Source organism: Bacteroides sp. 43_46, assembly GCF_001915455.1.
GTDB lineage: Bacteria > Bacteroidota > Bacteroidia > Bacteroidales > Bacteroidaceae > Bacteroides > Bacteroides caccae.
The window spans coordinates 1-17,078 of sequence record NZ_MNQN01000017.1 but is presented as its reverse complement, the minus strand read 5'-3'; the positions used below and the strand labels follow the sequence as shown (position 1 = coordinate 17,078).

The window sequence follows — 17,078 nt, the reverse complement described above, 5'->3', positions numbered from 1 at the left end:
ATGGCTGAATCGAATTTTGTTGATTACGTAAAGATTTACTGCCGCTCGGGTAAGGGCGGAAGGGGCTCTACACACATGAGGCGCGAGAAATATTGTCCCAACGGAGGTCCCGACGGGGGCGATGGCGGAAGAGGAGGCCATATCATCTTGCGCGGTAATCGTAATTACTGGACATTGCTTCACTTGAAGTTCGATCGTCACGCAATGGCAGGTCATGGCGAATCGGGAAGCAAGAACCGTAGTTTCGGAAAAGACGGTGCGGATAAAATAATAGAAGTTCCCTGCGGGACGGTGGTGTATAACGCCGAAACGGGGGAATACCTTTGTGACGTGACCGAAGACGGGCAGGAAGTAATTTTGTTGAGAGGCGGTCGCGGCGGTCAGGGCAACTGGCATTTCAAGACGGCAACCCGTCAGGCGCCGCGTTTTGCGCAGCCGGGCGAGCCAATGCAGGAAATGACAGTTATCATGGAGCTGAAGCTCCTGGCAGACGTTGGTCTGGTAGGTTTTCCGAATGCGGGAAAGTCTACGCTTCTTTCCGCTATTTCGGCTGCGAAACCGAAGATTGCCGACTATCCGTTTACTACGCTCGAACCGAACTTGGGCATCGTTTCCTATCGTGACGGTAAATCATTCGTAATGGCGGATATACCGGGGATTATCGAAGGAGCGAGTCAGGGTAAGGGACTGGGATTACGTTTTTTGCGCCATATCGAACGAAACTCATTATTGTTGTTTATGGTTCCTGCGGATAGTGATGATATCCGCAAGGAATATGAAATCCTACTGAATGAGTTGAGTACTTTTAATCCCGAAATGCTGGATAAACAACGTGTGCTGGCTATAACAAAGAGCGATATGCTCGACCAGGAGCTAATGGACGAGATAGAACCGACATTGCCCGCGGGTGTTCCGCACGTGTTCATCTCTTCTGTTTCCGGTTTGGGAATCTCCGTATTGAAAGATATTCTGTGGGAGGAACTGAATAAGGAAAGCAACAAGATAGAAGACATTGTTCACCGTCCGAAAGATGTAACCCGTCTGCAACAGGAACTCAAAGACATGGGTGAAGATGAAGACATCATCTATGAATATGAGGAGGAAGCGGATGATGACGATGAGGACATTGATTACGAATACGAAGAAGAGGATTGGGAGGAAAAATGATTTCACTCACAAAAGATAAAGAGCTGAAGGGGTATAAGTCATTGACGGTATACCCCGAAGTAGCTCATTTTGTTACAACACGTCATGGAGGTGTCAGTGAGGGAACATATGGCTCATTTAATTGCTCGCCTTATACCAAGGATTCATGTATCAATGTGAATTGTAATCAGAATAAGTTATTTCAGATAACGGGACATCAAATTAAAGAATTAGTTATTCCGGAGCAAAAGCATGGTAGTGCGAGTCTGGTCGTTGACGAATCGTTCTTTAAGGAGTCATTAGAAGTGAGACGAACACTTTTGAGAGGCATTGATGCCTTGATTACCAATGTGCCGGGATATTGTGTTTGTGTTACGACTGCGGATTGTGTACCCGTGTTACTATATGACAGAAGGCTGCAAGTGGTGGCTGCCGTTCATGCCGGTTGGAAAGGCACGGTGCAGCATATTGTCAGTAGTGTAATGGAACACATGAGCCGGAATTTCGGAACCCGGGGTGCTGACGTAGTGGCCTGCATCGGTCCGAGTATTTCATTCGAATCATTTGAAGTAGGTGATGAGGTTTATGAAGCATTCAAAGAAAGTGGTTTTGATATGTCCATTATCTCTACAAAAAAGAGGAAGACAGGCAAACACCATATTGATCTGTGGGAAGCCAACCGGAGTGAATTGCTTTATGCCGGAATTCCTGCCGGGCAGATTGAAGTAGCCGGTATCTGTACCTATATTCATCAAGATGATTTTTTCTCTGCGCGTAGACTGGGGATTGACTCCGGCCGTATTTTGTCGGGAATAATGATTAGAAAGTAATAATCGGCATTTGTAATTGTTGGGATGCCGATGATTGGTTTATAACAAGTTATGTTTGAAATAAAAGTATCACAGGAGATCAAAGATGCTTGTCCGGTCTTTGCCGGAGCAGCCGTATATGCCGCAGTGAAGAATACTGCTTACTGCGAAGGACTTTGGAAGGAAATCAATGCTTTCACCGAAGAACTGACTACTACTACACAGATAGAAGACATCAAACATCAGCCTGTCATAGCTGCCACCCGCGAAGCCTACAAACGTTGTGGTAAAGATCCCGGACGTTACCGTCCGTCGGCGGAAGCTTTGCGTCGTCGCCTGATGCGCGGAATTCCTCTGTACCAGATTGATACTCTGGTAGATCTCATCAACTTAGTTTCTCTTCGGACGGGACATTCTATCGGTGGTTTTGACGCGGATAAAATACAAGGCGCATATCTTGAATTGGGTATCGGCAAAGCAGGGGAACCGTTTGAAGGTATCGGAAAGGGTGTGTTGAATATCGAAGGATTGCCCGTTTATCGTGATGCGTCGGGTGGTATCGGTACGCCTACCAGTGATAACGAACGGACTAAAATGAATCTCGGTACTACCCATATTTTAGCAATCGTCAATGGTTATAATGGAAAAAAAGGCCTGAAAGAAGCTGCTGAGATGATTCAGTCATTGCTGAACGAATATGCAGAATCAGATAGCAGCGAACTTATCTTTTTTGAATAATCAGGGGAGTATTCTGATTGAAAACGAAAAAATACATGAAAGACATTCTCATACTATTATTCGTCTTATTCTTACCGATGATTGCGAACGCACAAGACAAATCCTCTTTTTCTTTCAGGGAGGTAAACCATATCCGTGTGGCTACTCCCGGATTGTTTGCTAAAGGTAATCATATATACCTGCATTTGGACTCGTTGAAGGAGCATGAATATGCTTTCCCTCTGCCGGGTGGTAAGGTCATTTCTGCTTATGGTACTCGTGGGGGACATTCAGGGGCAGATATCAAGACTTGTGCTAATGATACGATTCGTGCTGCTTTTGACGGGGTGGTACGGATGTCGAAACCTTATTATGCATACGGAAATTTGGTAGTAATCCGTCATGCGAACGGGCTGGAAACCATTTATAGCCATAACTGTAAGAATCTGGTTCGGAGCGGTGATGTCGTAAAAGCCGGGCAACCTATCGGTCTGACCGGTCGTACCGGTCGTGCTACCACCGAACACGTGCATTTTGAAACCCGTATCAACGGACAACATTTTAATCCGAATCTGATCTTTGACCTGAAAGAAAGGAAATTGCGGAAGGAATGTATTAAATGTAGCAAGAACGGAAGTGGAATAATTGTGAAGTCGCAGGCCGGCAATAACCGTATTGCTCAAAATAAGAAATAAAAGAATGGTAGCCGACCTATTTCAATTAAGTAAGTCCATTACTCCCAGGAGGGCGATCAGGTATTCCAGCCGGGATTTAATGTGCCGGATAGCTCTGGCTATATGAACCTCTACTGTTCGCTCGCTGATATTCAGCAATTCGGCAATCTCTTTATGACTTAGGTTTTCTTTTCTGCTCAAAATAAATATCTCCTGTTGCTTCGGTGGAAGTTCTTCAATAATCTTGTCAATATAATTGTTTAATTCTTTAGCCTGCAATTCTTCTTCTATATTGTAGGAATCAATGTTCGACTGCTCGTAAGCACTTAAAACAGACAGTTTATAGAAGTTTTCATTAAATGTTTTTTTCTGGCGGTTAAAGATAAGATTCCGGGTGACGATAAATAAAAATCCTCTGAAGTTCTCATCTTCTCTTAGAAAAGAACGTGCTTCCCATAGCTTGACAAACACTTCCTGTACTACTTCTTTAATATCTTCAGATGAATTGATATATAGTTTACTAAAATTATATACTTGTCCGCCATATACTTTATACAAGTACTCAAAAGCTTCGTGGCTGTCTGATTTTAGTAATACTATTGCTTCTTGGTCATTCATCTTATGATTTAATGAGGATTTCAAAGAGCGAAGATATGAAGAATAATTCAAAAACACATCTTTTCGAAAAAAAAATAATAAAATGCAGATTTGAGTAAGGGGTAGAAATGGGTTAGATGTATTTAATATATAATGCATGAATCCCGAATTGGTGTAAAGTTAAGGAAAATGAAAGAGCCGGTTTGAGTATATTGTATTATAAACTAGAGAATTTATTGATTTTGCAAAATCTATGTGTATGAAAAACTTTGTTTAATTTTAAATTGTAATCATGAAAGAAAGTATGTGTAGTCGATGGCATTTGAGGCTTATCGTGTTATTAATCTTATTTTTCCCTTTGACGTTGAGTGCTGCGCAAGGGAGAGTGACAGTAAAAGGACAGTCGATAACTTTGAGACAAGCCATTAAGATTATCGAATCCAGTTCTAATTTTAAGTTTTTCTTCAATCCGAGTGACCTTGATGCATTACCGGGTAAAAATCTGGATTGTGAAGGAGAAATCTCGGATGTGTTGAAAGAAGTATTTGCCGGAAGTGGTATCAGTTATGTAATTATGGGAGATGATATCATCTTGAAATTGGAAAAGAAGGCAGCAAGCACACAACAGAAAAAAGTAGAGATTGTAGGAGGTGTAGTAGATGCGAGGTCCGGAGAATCGGTGGTAGGAGCAACTGTACGGGTAAAAGACGTGAACAGCGGAGTGATTACCGATATGGACGGAAAGTTTACGATTAAGGCCACTCCCGGAGATGTGCTGGTCATTTCATATATCGGATATGAAACCAAGGAAGTGAAAGTGGTCAACGGCAAGGTACTTCTTGTAGAACTTGTGGAAGATGCAAAGCAGTTGGAAGAAGTGGTGGTCACTGCTTATGGCAGCGGACAAAAAAAGGCTAGTATGGTAGGTTCCGTACAGGCAATCCGCCCGGCGGAACTGCAGGTTCCTTCGGCTTCTCTTTCCAATTCTTTTGCCGGACGATTGGCTGGTGTTATTGCTGTTCAGCGTACCGGACAACCGGGAGCGGATGGATCGGATTTTTATATTCGCGGTATTTCTACAATGAACGGAGCAACCAATCCGTTGATTATATTGGACGGAGTGGAAATATCCTCCGGTGATTTGGATAATCTTGACCCGGAAATCATTGATGGCTTCTCTATTTTGAAAGACGCTACTGCTACGGCAATGTACGGTACCCGTGGGGCTAATGGCGTTATGATTATTACCACTAAATCCGGTCGTAATATTGATAAGCCGATTATCAATTTCCGTATGGAAGGACAGATCACAAGTCCGACAAGTAAGCCGAAGTTTGTCGACGGAGCCACTTACATGGATTTGTTCAATGAATCTTTGTTGAACGGCGGCTCTACCGAATCTCCCTATTCGGCAGAAGAAATTGCCGGAACGCGTGCTGGATTAAATCCGTATGCTTATCCGAATGTCAACTGGTATGACGAGCTTTTTAAGGATCAGGCATTTAACCAGAATTTCAATGTTAATATCCGGGGAGGCGGCAAACGAGTGGATTATTTCTCAAGTGTCACGGTCAATCACGAGACAGGTATGATTAAGAATCGTTCCAAAGACTTTTTCTCCTATAATAATAACATTAATGTGATGCGTTATTCATTTCAGAATAACATTAATGCATATTTGGGTAAGGATTCACGTCTTTCTTTGCGCTTGAATGTGCAGCTGAGAAAAACGAAGCAACCCAACATCAGTATGAACGATCTGTTTGCGGGAGCTATCAATACAAGTCCGGTGGAAGCTCCGATCTATTTCCCTGACGACGGTGTTACTACACATATCAAGTGGGGTGTGAATGACCGCTTGAAACCGGGACAGCAACAGAATCCGGTGGCACAGCTTGCATCCGGCTATCAGGATAATTTCCGGAGCACGGTAGTGGCGGCATTGGAGTTTGAGCAGAAACTGAATTTTATTACCGAGGGACTTAGATTTAAGGCATTGGCCTCTTTCAAGAACTGGTCAAGTACTACTAACAGTGCTTCCGCAGGTTGGAACAAATACCATTTACAGGATTTCTCGGTAGATGATAATGGAGTGTATTCTTTTGTCACCAGACTTCAGAATGAAAGCGGTGGAGAAGTATCTACGGACTTGAAACCGGGTGTTGCCAACTCGGGCGACCGCCGATTCTATTTCCAGGCTATCATGGACTACAACCGTACATTTGGAAAGCATGATGTGAATGCCATGTTTATCTATAATCAGGATGAACTGGTGACTCAATTATTCAGTGGCGACTTGATTGCTGCACTTCCCAAACGTAAACAAGGTGTTGCTGCTCGTCTTTCGTATGCTTACGACGGGAAATATCTGGCGGAAGTGAATATGGGTTACAATGGTTCCGAGAATTTTGCCAAAGGACACCGTTGGGGATTCTTCCCTTCTATTGCAGTGGGATATAACATCAGTGAGGAAGCGTTCTTTGAACCTTTGAAGAATGTTTTCTCTAACATGAAGATTCGTGCTTCGTGGGGGCTTGTTGGTAATGACAATATTGGTGGGGCACGTTTTGTGTATATGCCGACAATCAACCTGACAGGTACCGGATATACTACCGGGCTGGACGGTGATATAACTTATAAAGGTCCTGTATATTCCCGTTATGGTAATCCGGAGGTTACTTGGGAAGTGGGTAAGAAAGTCAATGTAGGTTTGGATTTGCAGTTGTTTAACTCATTGAACCTGACAATGGACTATTTCCACGAAACCCGTACTGATATATTTCAGGAGAGAGGTACGATTCCTCAATATCTGGGAACAGCAGGAACAAAGGTGTTCGGAAACTTGGCAGCCATGAAGAATCAAGGCTTCGACTTTGCGGCAGATTTCAATAAGAAAATAGGTAAGGACTGGTTTATCAGTTTCAAAGGGACATTTACGTATGCTCATAATGAGATTACAAAATACGATGAATCTCCGAAATATGCTTTCCAGTCAAAAGTAGGGCAGAGTGCAAATATTCCTAGTATTATGATTTCCGACGGTCTTTTCAAAGATCCGGATGATGTGAAAAACTCTAACCAGCAGATCGGAGGAAATCTTAGTGCCGGTGATATCAAGTATGTGAATATCTCCAAACTTTATGGTTATGATGATGATATCGTGGATATTTCTGACTGGGTATGGGCGAAGAATCCTACCGTTCCGGAGATTGTATATGGTTTCGGCCCTTCTATACGCTGGAAGAATCTTGATTTCTCTTTCTTCTTCCAGGGAGTTGCAAAGGTTTCATTGGTTATGAGTGATTTTCATCCGTTCGGAGACAACAGTTTGCGTAATGTCCTGACTTGGATTGCTGACGATCGCTGGTCTCCCGACAATCAGAATATCAACGCCACTTATCCTCGTCTGACCAGGGACACGAGTGTAAACAACACTCAACGCTCTGACTATTGGCTGCGCAACGCTGCATTTATCAAGTTGAAGAACGCAGAAATAGGTTATACATACAAGAATATGCGTTTCTATGTCAGTGGCATGAACCTGGCGACTTTCTCGCCATTCAAGCACTGGGACCCGGAACAAGGAGGAGGTAATGGTTTGAAATATCCTACGCAACGTGTTTTCAACTTTGGTTTTCAGATGACTATTAATAATAACCGCTAATTTGAATAAAATGAAAAAGATATATAATATTTTGTTATCGTTCGTATTTGCCGGCTGTCTCTTGGGCTCATGTGATTATCTGGATATTGTGCCGAATGAAACAGCCAATGAAGAAGATGCATTTGCTTCGGAACAAGCTGCGTTGAACTATCTGTATTCCTGTTATTCCTTTATGCCTGCTTATCAGAACTCGCATACTTTTATCGGATATGCAGGAGATGAAATAGTAAGCTGTTTCAACGGAGAACCTATTAAACTATATTTTCAGGGAGGATATACTTCAGGAAATATCGGCAATGTGGATGCGACATACAGTAATATGTATAAAGGTATACGGCAATGTTATCTGTTGAAGAAGAATATTGCGTCCGTTCCGGGATTGAGTGATGATAAGATTAATGATTTCGCCAATCAGGCGGATTTTCTGATTGCTTATTATCATTCGGTATTGATGCAGCATTATGGTCCTATCATCTTGGTAAAAGAATTACCGGATATGAATACACCTTATGACAAGATGGCAGCCCGTTCTCCTTATGACGAATGTGTGGACTGGGTATCAGAACAATTCAGAATCGTATCGGAGAAATTGCCTACGGAACGTATGGGATCTTCTTACGGACTGGCAACTAGTGTAGCTGCCAAAGCACTGAGGGCCCGATTGTTGCTTTATGCTGCTTCTCCTCTATTCAATGGAAACTCGGAATATTACAGTGACTTTGCCAACAATGACGGCACCTTATTGATGTCTCAAACATATAGTAAAGAGAAATATAAAGTAGCTGCCGATGCAGCTTTGGAAGCAATAAACTTTGCAGAAGATCACGGATACAGATTATATTACGTTGGCGATGATGCCATTGGTACAGCCACCTATCCGTATCCGAAAGATCCTATCCAAAGACAGCTGCGTCTTACATACCTGGACAAGAACGGAACTAAGGAGGTACTTTGGGCAAATACCCGCTTGGAAGAAATGTATAGCATACAGAATAAATCCATTCCTTATCTTTCTTTTGGAGGAGGATATGGTCCGTCTCTGACAATGGTAGAACGATTCTATACCGAAAATGGTCTTCCGATTGACCAAGACCCGACGTATGACTATGAAAATCGTTTTCAGACTACTATTCTGGATGATGATACACGCGGAGAGGGAATAACTTTGAAATTGAACGATCATCGTGAGCCGCGTTTCTATGCCTGGATATCTTTCCATAATGGCTTTTACGAATGTCAGACGGAGAATGTAGTAGCCGACGGTACCAAAGGTATTACTTATCAGGATAAAATGGACCGTTCCGACCGTAAACAACGCAAAAGATGGTTGACACAGTACAAGAAGGAAGACAACAGTGGCAAAATGAACAGAGGAAATAACTACTCTCCAACCGGTTATCTGAATAAGAAAGGGGTTCATCCGGGATCGGCTGCCCGTAAGTCGGACAACGTGCCTTCCTTGAGATATCCGTTGCCTATCATTCGTTTGGGTGAGTTGTATCTGGATTATGCAGAGGCTTGTGTCGGATATGGTGATGCTAGTTATGTGGCTGAAGGCATGAAGAAATTGAACGTAATCCGTGAGCGTGCCGGCATTGACCCTGTACTGACTGCCTGGGCGAAGGCAAAGGAGCCGTTGACAGATTATTCTTCCGTAGGCCCCGATGGTCGTTTGATGCAGATTGTACGTCAGGAACGTATGATTGAACTTTATATGGAGACTCATAATTTCTGGGATCTTCGTCGCTGGAAGTTGGGGGAAAAATACTTTGGTGTATATCCGAGAGGATTAAATGTGGAAGCTACCAAAGATGAGGACTTCTTCAAGGATACACAAATGACAAGTCACATTCGTGAATTCCGTACTCCGGCGAATTATTTGATGCCTATTCCGGTAGATCAGGTAAGTAATAACCCGCAAATGGTGCAGAATCCGGGCTATTAACGGTAAGATGAAGGCAGAATCTGTTTTGAAGTTTTTTGAAACAGATTCTGTTTCTATTATTTGCTAAGTGTCTTATTTTATGGATATTTATTTTTATCTTTGCTGCACGTTTTTCCATAAATTATGATACAGAAAATTAAAACTGTTCCTTTTCAGTAAGGGGAACTTAATTAATGAATGTATTTATTACATAACGAACTTAATTTTATAGTGATGAACAACAAACACTGCATTTTTTTGTCAGGGGTAGCCGCCTTGGTAACATTGCCCTCCTTTGCTCAGAGTAAAGGGGCGTCTGAGAAGCCTATGAATATTTTGTATATAATGAGTGACGACCACTCATTTCAGACTATCAGTGCCTACGATCACCGTTTTATAGAGACACCCAATATCGACCGTATCGGCAATGAAGGAGTTGTCTTTACCAATAGTTTTGTGGCAAACTCTATAAGCGGACCCAGCCGTGCGTGTATGTTGACGGGAAAACATAGCCATAAGAATGGTTTTATAGATAATGCGCACCGGTTTGACGGAAGCCAGCAGACCTTCCCTAAGCTGTTGCAGAAGGCAGGTTATCAGACTGCTATTGTTGGTAAATGGCATCTCACCTCTAATCCCACGGGATTCGATTATTGGAATATTCTGATTGGTCAGGGTGATTATTACAATCCTTATTTTATAGATAATGGTAAGAAAGTGCAGATAGAAGGGTATGCCACCAATATCACTACGGACTTGGCGCTGGAATGGCTGGAGAACAAACGGGAGAAAGAAAAACCGTTCTGTCTGTTGTTGCATCATAAAGCCCCGCACCGTACATGGATGCCCGACACTTGTGACTTGGGAGCGTTTGATAAGGTGAAGTTTCCATTGCCGGAAAATTTCTATGATAAATATGAAGGCCGTATAGCTGCTTCCGAACAGGAGATGAACATATTCAAGGATATGGACCTTGTCTATGACCTGAAAATGGCGGATAAAGAAAATGAGATTCATACAAAAACTGGATTGGAAGGTTATGGACGCGCTATGTATAAGCGTATGAATCCGCAACAAAAAGCTGCCTGGGATGCTTATTATGACCCTATTATCAAAGATTTTAAAGCCCGGAAACTGGAAGGCAAGGAACTGGCGGAGTGGAAGTATCAACGTTATATGCATGATTATTTGAGTGTGATTCGTTCGGTCGACCGCAATATCGGACGGGTGTTGAAGTATCTCGAAGAAAAAGGGCTTCTGGAAAATACATTGGTGGTTTATACTTCCGACCAGGGATTCTATATGGGAGAACACGGTTGGTTTGACAAACGCTTTATGTACGAGGAGTCATTCCGTACTCCGTTGTTAGCCCGTTTTCCTCATGGCAAGAAAGGAAAAGTGTCGCAAATGGTTCAGAATATAGACTATGCACCTACCTTTTTGGAACTGGCGGGAGTAGATATTCCGGAAGATATTCAGGGAGTATCTTTGTTGCCTTTGCTGAAAGGAGAACGTCCTAAGGACTGGCGTAAGTCCCTTTACTATCATTTCTATGAATATCCGGCGGAACATGCGGTGAAACGTCATTATGGTGTGCGTACCGAACGCTATAAGCTGATACATTTTTATAATGATATTGATGCGTGGGAGCTGTATGACCTGAAAAAAGATCCGCGTGAAATGCATAATTTGTTTGGGAAGCCCGGTTATGAAAAGATAACTGAAAAACTGAAAGGGGAATTGGTAAAGCTTCAGACTCAGTATGACGATCCTATTGAATCTCAATTAAAAAAATAAAGTATTATGAATGCCAAGGAATTTGTACAAATAGTAAAGAAGATGTTTTCTAAAGGACTGACTCCGGAGGAAAAAATAAAATTAGCGGATGAAGGACCGGTGTGCCGTTTATTACTAAGACAGTGGGATAAATTCTTTGGCACTTCTATTGAAAACAAAAAAATTGAGGAGGAGATATGGACCAACATTACGGATGTATGTTGGAATCACAAACCTGCAAAGAAAAAATTGTCAGGCTATAATCGGGGTTTTAGGATTCTGGCTGCCGCCGCTTGTCTTTTGCTGGTCGTAGGTACGTGGTATCTGATTACTTCAAGAGCTTCTTTAGAGACAATAGTCCTGGGACCGGCCGATACGCGTATGACGTATGTCCTTCCGGATAGTTCGGTGGTATGGCTCGCTGCGGGAAGTACGCTTTCATATCAGGACGATTTTTTGAAAGAGCGCAAAGTGGTCTTAGAGGGAGAAACGTCTTTTGAGGTGAAAAAGATGACAGGAGGCAGTCCTTTCAGGGTTTATTTCAAAGATGCGCTTGTGGAAGTCAAAGGGACGGAATTTAATATAAAGTCTGATGATGAAGTAGCGGAGGTGACTCTCTTTACCGGAAAAATAGATTTTCAGGTGACGGGGCAAGAGGCCATAGAGGTGAAGCCTGCTCAACGCATCACTTACTATATTGATTCAAAGACGATTGAAACCGAGACGTTGGATATTGAAGGATATGACTGGAGAAAAGAAGAGTATAACTTTACGGATAAGCCGCTTGGTGAACTGATAAACTTAATCAATAAGAAGTATCATACGAAAGTGTGTTTCGAGAATAAAAAGAATAGGGATAATCTGTTTACGGGAACTATTCGTAAAGATGAAGAATTAGCGAAGGTATTGCGGAAAATCTCTATCAGTTTTGGATTAAATACAAGGCAGGAGAAGGATACGATTATTCTTTATTGAGTATCCATAAAATAATACTGGTAAGAAAGCAGTTACATTTGTCATAACTGGATTATAAAAAGGCTGTCCCGTGTTTCATTCCGGGACAGCCTTTTCTGTATCAATATCCGTCCTATTGGCGGTAGACTTTCAGATTGGTAATCTGACTTTTGAAGTTACCTGTTTCTTGTAATGGGAAAACTAATGTACGAACGTAATTCATGGAATCTTTTCCACCATTATAAAAGCGTTTCTGTATATTTAGTTCTTCTACGATTTTTCCATTTATATGCAGGCGGGTGACGCGGTTGTCTCCGCTAATACCTACTGTTGCATGTTCGCCGGGCATGATACGGTAGTTGAAAGTGTTGAGATAGCCGTCGCGTGCAAAGCCCAACATTCCACTTATCGGATCAGATAAATAGAATACGGCGTCAGGAGAACGGAACAGTTCTGTACCTTTTGCTTCATCAGCTCCTTTTATATCAAAAGATACCAGATAATTATACCCGATTTCCCGATAGGGAAGAGTACGGTTGGGGGTAACAGCTGCCTGTTCGTAAACCAGGCCGGGAGCTTTTCCGATTCTTCCGAGTTGATTCACACCCGGAGCTTCGCTTAGTAAATTGCGTTGTTCATTGAAACTGTCATAGGGAGTTGTGACTTGTTTGCCTGTCCACATTTTAACGGCTAGTGTCTGCAAGGCCGGGTAAACTCGGTGATGAATATCCTTATTGGAAATGCCGTTACCCACATGGTCGTTCCATACAGCAAACATTCCTCCTAAAATATTCGGGTCCTTTTCTTCAAACACGGCTTTGCCTATCTGTGCAGGAGTCCATTTCTCGTATAGTGATTTGGTATTCAGATAATCATAATAATATCCTGCCTGGGGGACTATGTAGACCAGTCCGTCCGGGATACTGATTAAATGGTATCCTTGCTTTATCATTTCTTTCGGGTCGGCATAACCGTTATACCATGCATTCATGATGACATTTTCCGATTTGACGGGAGTATCTCCTTTGGCGTGTGTCAGTGCACCCCATACGCAGGCTTGCTTGCCGAAGCTTTCTATATAACGGATATAGTGATCGGTGAAGGCGCGGAATTTCTCCACAACTTCCTTTTTGGCGTTTGAATATTCGTCGGTGCCCACATGGACTTTGTTGCCCCGGAATACAGGTTCTTCTCCTTCCAGATATTCTTTGAAAAGAGCGTCGAAGAAAGTATAAACCTCGGGATTAAATAAATCCAAATGATCCATGCCATATTCTTTACTTCCCAATTCCGGTTTATAATGACTGAAAGCCAAGGAGTGGGCGGGGATATCAATCTCCGGAATGATCTCTACATAGCTTTGTTCAGCTAATTTTTGCAGGTCGACGAATTCTTTTTTCGTATAATGTCCGTCCCGTGCCGTCAGTCCCGGATAAGTATCACATTCCAGGCGGAAGGCGGCATACGTTTTTGACCAGTCATGTTCGAAGTATTGTTTGAAGCCGTTATCGTTCAGGTGGATTTGCAAAGTGTTCATCTTGTAGTAAGACATAGTCTTTACATAATCCTGTAAGTATGAAAGCGGGATGAACTTACGGCCGCAGTCTATCATAAAGCCGCGAAGCGGATAGTCTGGGTAATCTCTCAGGGTTCCTTTCGGGAGCTGATGATTTTCTGACTGTTCGGCAATCTGAAGTAAGGTACGTGTACCCCAATATACACCGATATTTTCGGGGGCGGATAAAGCAACCCGGTCTGTGACGCGGATCGTATATCCTTCTTTTCCTAATTTCTTGTCGGTGCGGAGGGAAAAGATAAAGTCACCGGCAGCTCCTTTCCCTTGCACTACTTCGAGCGAACGTCCGAACATTGTTTGATAGTCTTGGGCAAAGATTCGTGCGATGCGTTCAAGCTCCGGATTGTTGGCGGCATACACGATTTTTGTAGCCTCGGTGGGAACAAAAGCTCCGTCACTGCCTTTCCATTCTTTCAGTTCGGGGATAACAAAAGGTTTGGGATTTACGGAAGCATTGGCTCCGGTGGAAATAATAAGACATAAAGCTATTAGCCAGTAGAAACGATTGATATATTCCATGCTGTATTATATATAAAGTTAGTAAAGTATAAAACGTCATAAATGTAAGACAAATAATGGAATATACCACTACCAATTATGAATCTTTAAGTTCAAAGTTAAATGTAGTATGCAATCCGGTTCTCATTTTATTGGCTGATGAGTTGTTAATAGTTCCTTTTTAAGAACTTTTCAATATGTAATTGTTCTTTTTTATTCTAAAATCTATGTTATCTGTCTCCCGGAAATTTGTATAACTAGATTGATTTGTATTTCTTTGTATAATAATATACTAACCCCCCTTTTAATTACTTATGAAAAATAGAAAGATTTATTTAATGGGAGCCTGTTTGTTGTGTGGACTCACTTCAATTGCACAAAATGTAAGTTTACAGCCGCCCCCACAGCAACTCAATGAACAAGGTAAAACACTCAGTCTTCCTGCTATCTACCGGATAGAAGGTGAAAAAGAAGCAAACCCGCATGCGGTGAAAGCGTTGCAAGGTATCCTTACCGGCAAGCAAAGTACCAAGGAAGGAATCCGTATTTATATTGGTGAGAAGGGAGACAAAAGTGTACGTAAGTATAACAAGTTGATTCCCAACCATGAAGAAGGTTATTATCTGGCTGTCAATGATAAAGAAATCATATTGGCCGGCAATGATGAACGGGGCACTTATTATGCTATTCAGACATTCGCCCAATTGCTGAAAGAAGGAAAATTGCCGGAAGTGGAAATCAAAGATTATCCTTCTGTCCGTTATCGCGGTGTAGTGGAGGGCTTCTACGGAACTCCCTGGAGCCATCAGGCACGTCTTCGCCAACTGAAGTTTTATGGTGAGAATAAGATGAATACCTATATCTACGGTCCTAAAGACGATCCGTATCACAGCGCTCCCAACTGGCGTTTGCCTTATCCGGAAAAGGAAGCAGCCCAATTGCAGGAGCTTGTGAAAGTAGCCAATGAAAATGAAGTTGATTTTGTATGGGCTATTCACCCGGGACAGGATATCAAATGGAACCAGGAAGACCGTGATTTATTGCTCTCAAAATTTGAGAAGATGTATCAGCTCGGTGTCCGTTCCTTCGCGGTGTTCTTTGATGACATCTCGGGCGAAGGTACCAATCCTCAGAAGCAAGCTGAATTATTGAACTATATTGATGAGGCGTTTGTAAAGGCAAAGCCGGATGTAACTCCGCTTATCATGTGTCCTACGGAGTATAATAAAAGCTGGTCGAACCCCAAAGGCAATTATCTGACTACATTAGGTGAGAAACTGAATCCTTCTGTCCAGATTATGTGGACAGGTGATCGTGTGATTTCCGATATTACCCGCGACGGCATTTCCTGGATTAACGAACGCATTAAACGTCCCGCCTACATTTGGTGGAATTTTCCGGTATCCGATTATGTACGCGACCATTTACTGCTCGGACCTGTTTATGGCAACGACACCACAATAGCGAAGGAAATGTCCGGTTTTGTGACCAATCCTATGGAGCACGCCGAAGCCTCTAAGATTGCTATTTACAGTGTTGCAAGTTATGCATGGAATCCTACTAAATATGATACTTGGAAAACGTGGAAAGACGCTATCCGTACCATTCTTCCGGGGGCTGCGGACGAATTGGAATGTTTTGCCATGCACAATTCCGACTTAGGTCCCAACGGACACGGTTATCGCCGCGAAGAGTCTATGAATATTCAACCCGTAGCCAAACGTTTCCTTAGCAGTTATGTTGAGAGTGGAAAATATGAAAAAGTTGATTTTGACCTCTTGTGGGATACATTTGAACAGATGAAGGAAGCTGGCGATATCCTATTGGTGAATACAGAAAACGAGCCGTTGATTGTAGAAATAACTCCGTGGCTTCATCAATTCAATCTGCTGGCCGAAACCGGAGAAGAAGTACTGAAAATGGTCAAAAATGATTCGAAGTCTTTTTTCTTACGGAGATATAATCATGTGAAAGCTTTGCAGCAACGAATGTTTTATACCGACCAGAATTATAATCAGAATCCTTATCAACCGGGAGTGAAGACAGCCTCCAAAGTTATAAAGCCTTTGATTGACCAGATATTTGCGACTGCCGTAAAACGATATAATCAGAAGTATGGAGCCGATTTGGATGCCACAACAGATTATATGCCACATAAGCTTATCAGTAATGTGGAGCAAATAAAGAATTTGCCATTACAAATAAAGGCGAACCGCATACTTATCTCTCCGATGAACGAAGTCGTGAAATGGCCGGCAGGAAACTTCATAGAAATAGAATTGGATAATATCTATCCGGCAGAAAGTATAGATATTAATTTCGGAAAGAAGGAACCTTGTACATGGGGACGTTTTGAAATCTCCGCGGACGGTAAAGAATGGAAAACGATCGACTTGAAGCAGAAAGATGCCCGACTGACGGCAAAAAGCCCCGGTGAAATTCGTTCGATTTACAAATGCGGGTAGTGATGAACAACAAGTATATTTACGCCAATTTGTGCTGTCGATAGAGAAAAAGTAGTCCTCGCCTACCAGAAGGGAAATGAGGTTCTTCTTCAAATTTGGTGGTAAACTTAATTAGGAAAATAATAATTTGATAATCGATAGTATTCAACAATAATTTGATAGTCGATAGTATTCTCCATTCTCCTCCTTCGGGGAGGTTGTGTAAAAAGTAAGAATCAAGTGTTCTTTGACATATTGTATAAAAAGGATTTTATATCTTTGCTCTGCTAACAATAGGA

At 42.3% G+C, this 17,078-nt stretch carries 10 protein-coding genes and 1 pseudogene; 9 read left to right on the top strand and 2 right to left on the bottom strand.

What is annotated here, in order from left to right; all coding sequences use genetic code 11:
* The 4 genes from obgE to BHV72_RS01300 are packed head-to-tail and all read left to right on the top strand — an operon-like array spanning position 1 to position 3,367.
* On the top strand, positions 1-1,167 hold the full coding sequence (gene obgE / locus BHV72_RS01315) for a GTPase ObgE (RefSeq protein ID WP_005679369.1): 1,167 nt from the start codon (positions 1-3) through the stop codon (positions 1,165-1,167).
* Positions 1,164-1,976, top strand: coding sequence for a peptidoglycan editing factor PgeF (gene pgeF, locus BHV72_RS01310; RefSeq protein WP_286853666.1), 813 nt, complete (start codon positions 1,164-1,166; stop codon positions 1,974-1,976). The genes obgE and pgeF overlap by 4 nt, the downstream gene beginning before the upstream one ends.
* A 51-nt stretch (positions 1,977-2,027) precedes the next feature.
* The gene (locus tag BHV72_RS01305) at positions 2,028-2,693 is read left to right on the top strand and encodes a B3/B4 domain-containing protein (RefSeq protein ID WP_005679371.1); all 666 of its coding nucleotides are present in this window, start codon (positions 2,028-2,030) and stop codon (positions 2,691-2,693) included.
* Between the two features lie 35 nt (positions 2,694-2,728).
* Complete coding sequence (locus BHV72_RS01300; protein WP_122265088.1) at positions 2,729-3,367, top strand: M23 family metallopeptidase; 639 nt, start codon at positions 2,729-2,731, stop codon at positions 3,365-3,367.
* A 21-nt stretch (positions 3,368-3,388) separates the two neighbouring features.
* On the opposite strand, the gene BHV72_RS01295 is transcribed toward BHV72_RS01300, so the two are convergent.
* The gene (locus BHV72_RS01295; RefSeq protein ID WP_005680221.1) at positions 3,389-3,964 is read right to left on the bottom strand and encodes an RNA polymerase sigma-70 factor; all 576 of its coding nucleotides are present in this window, start codon (positions 3,962-3,964) and stop codon (positions 3,389-3,391) included.
* Positions 3,965-4,235: 271 nt separating this feature from the next.
* Here BHV72_RS01295 and BHV72_RS01290 point away from each other — a divergent pair, with 271 nt between their 5' ends.
* The 4 genes from BHV72_RS01290 (at position 4,236) to BHV72_RS01275 (ending at position 12,282) form a co-directional block, all read left to right on the top strand.
* Positions 4,236-7,607, top strand: coding sequence for a TonB-dependent receptor (locus tag BHV72_RS01290; RefSeq protein WP_286853657.1), 3,372 nt, complete (start codon positions 4,236-4,238; stop codon positions 7,605-7,607).
* Between the two features lie 10 nt (positions 7,608-7,617).
* Positions 7,618-9,552 (top strand): RagB/SusD family nutrient uptake outer membrane protein, encoded by a 1,935-nt coding sequence (locus BHV72_RS01285; protein ID WP_005680224.1) that lies wholly within the window; start codon positions 7,618-7,620, stop codon positions 9,550-9,552.
* 213 nt (positions 9,553-9,765) lie between these two features.
* Complete coding sequence (locus tag BHV72_RS01280; protein WP_122295100.1) at positions 9,766-11,328, top strand: sulfatase family protein; 1,563 nt, start codon at positions 9,766-9,768, stop codon at positions 11,326-11,328.
* A gap of 6 nt (positions 11,329-11,334) precedes the next feature.
* Positions 11,335-12,282 (top strand): FecR family protein, encoded by a 948-nt coding sequence (locus BHV72_RS01275; RefSeq protein WP_122294919.1) that lies wholly within the window; start codon positions 11,335-11,337, stop codon positions 12,280-12,282.
* Positions 12,283-12,394: 112 nt separating this feature from the next.
* On the opposite strand, the gene BHV72_RS01270 is transcribed toward BHV72_RS01275, so the two are convergent.
* Positions 12,395-14,356, bottom strand: coding sequence for a beta-N-acetylhexosaminidase (locus tag BHV72_RS01270; RefSeq protein WP_005679380.1), 1,962 nt, complete (start codon positions 14,354-14,356; stop codon positions 12,395-12,397).
* A gap of 293 nt (positions 14,357-14,649) precedes the next feature.
* Here BHV72_RS01270 and BHV72_RS01265 point away from each other — a divergent pair.
* Positions 14,650-16,855, top strand: a pseudogene (locus tag BHV72_RS01265) (beta-N-acetylglucosaminidase).
* Positions 16,856-17,078 lie beyond the last annotated feature (223 nt).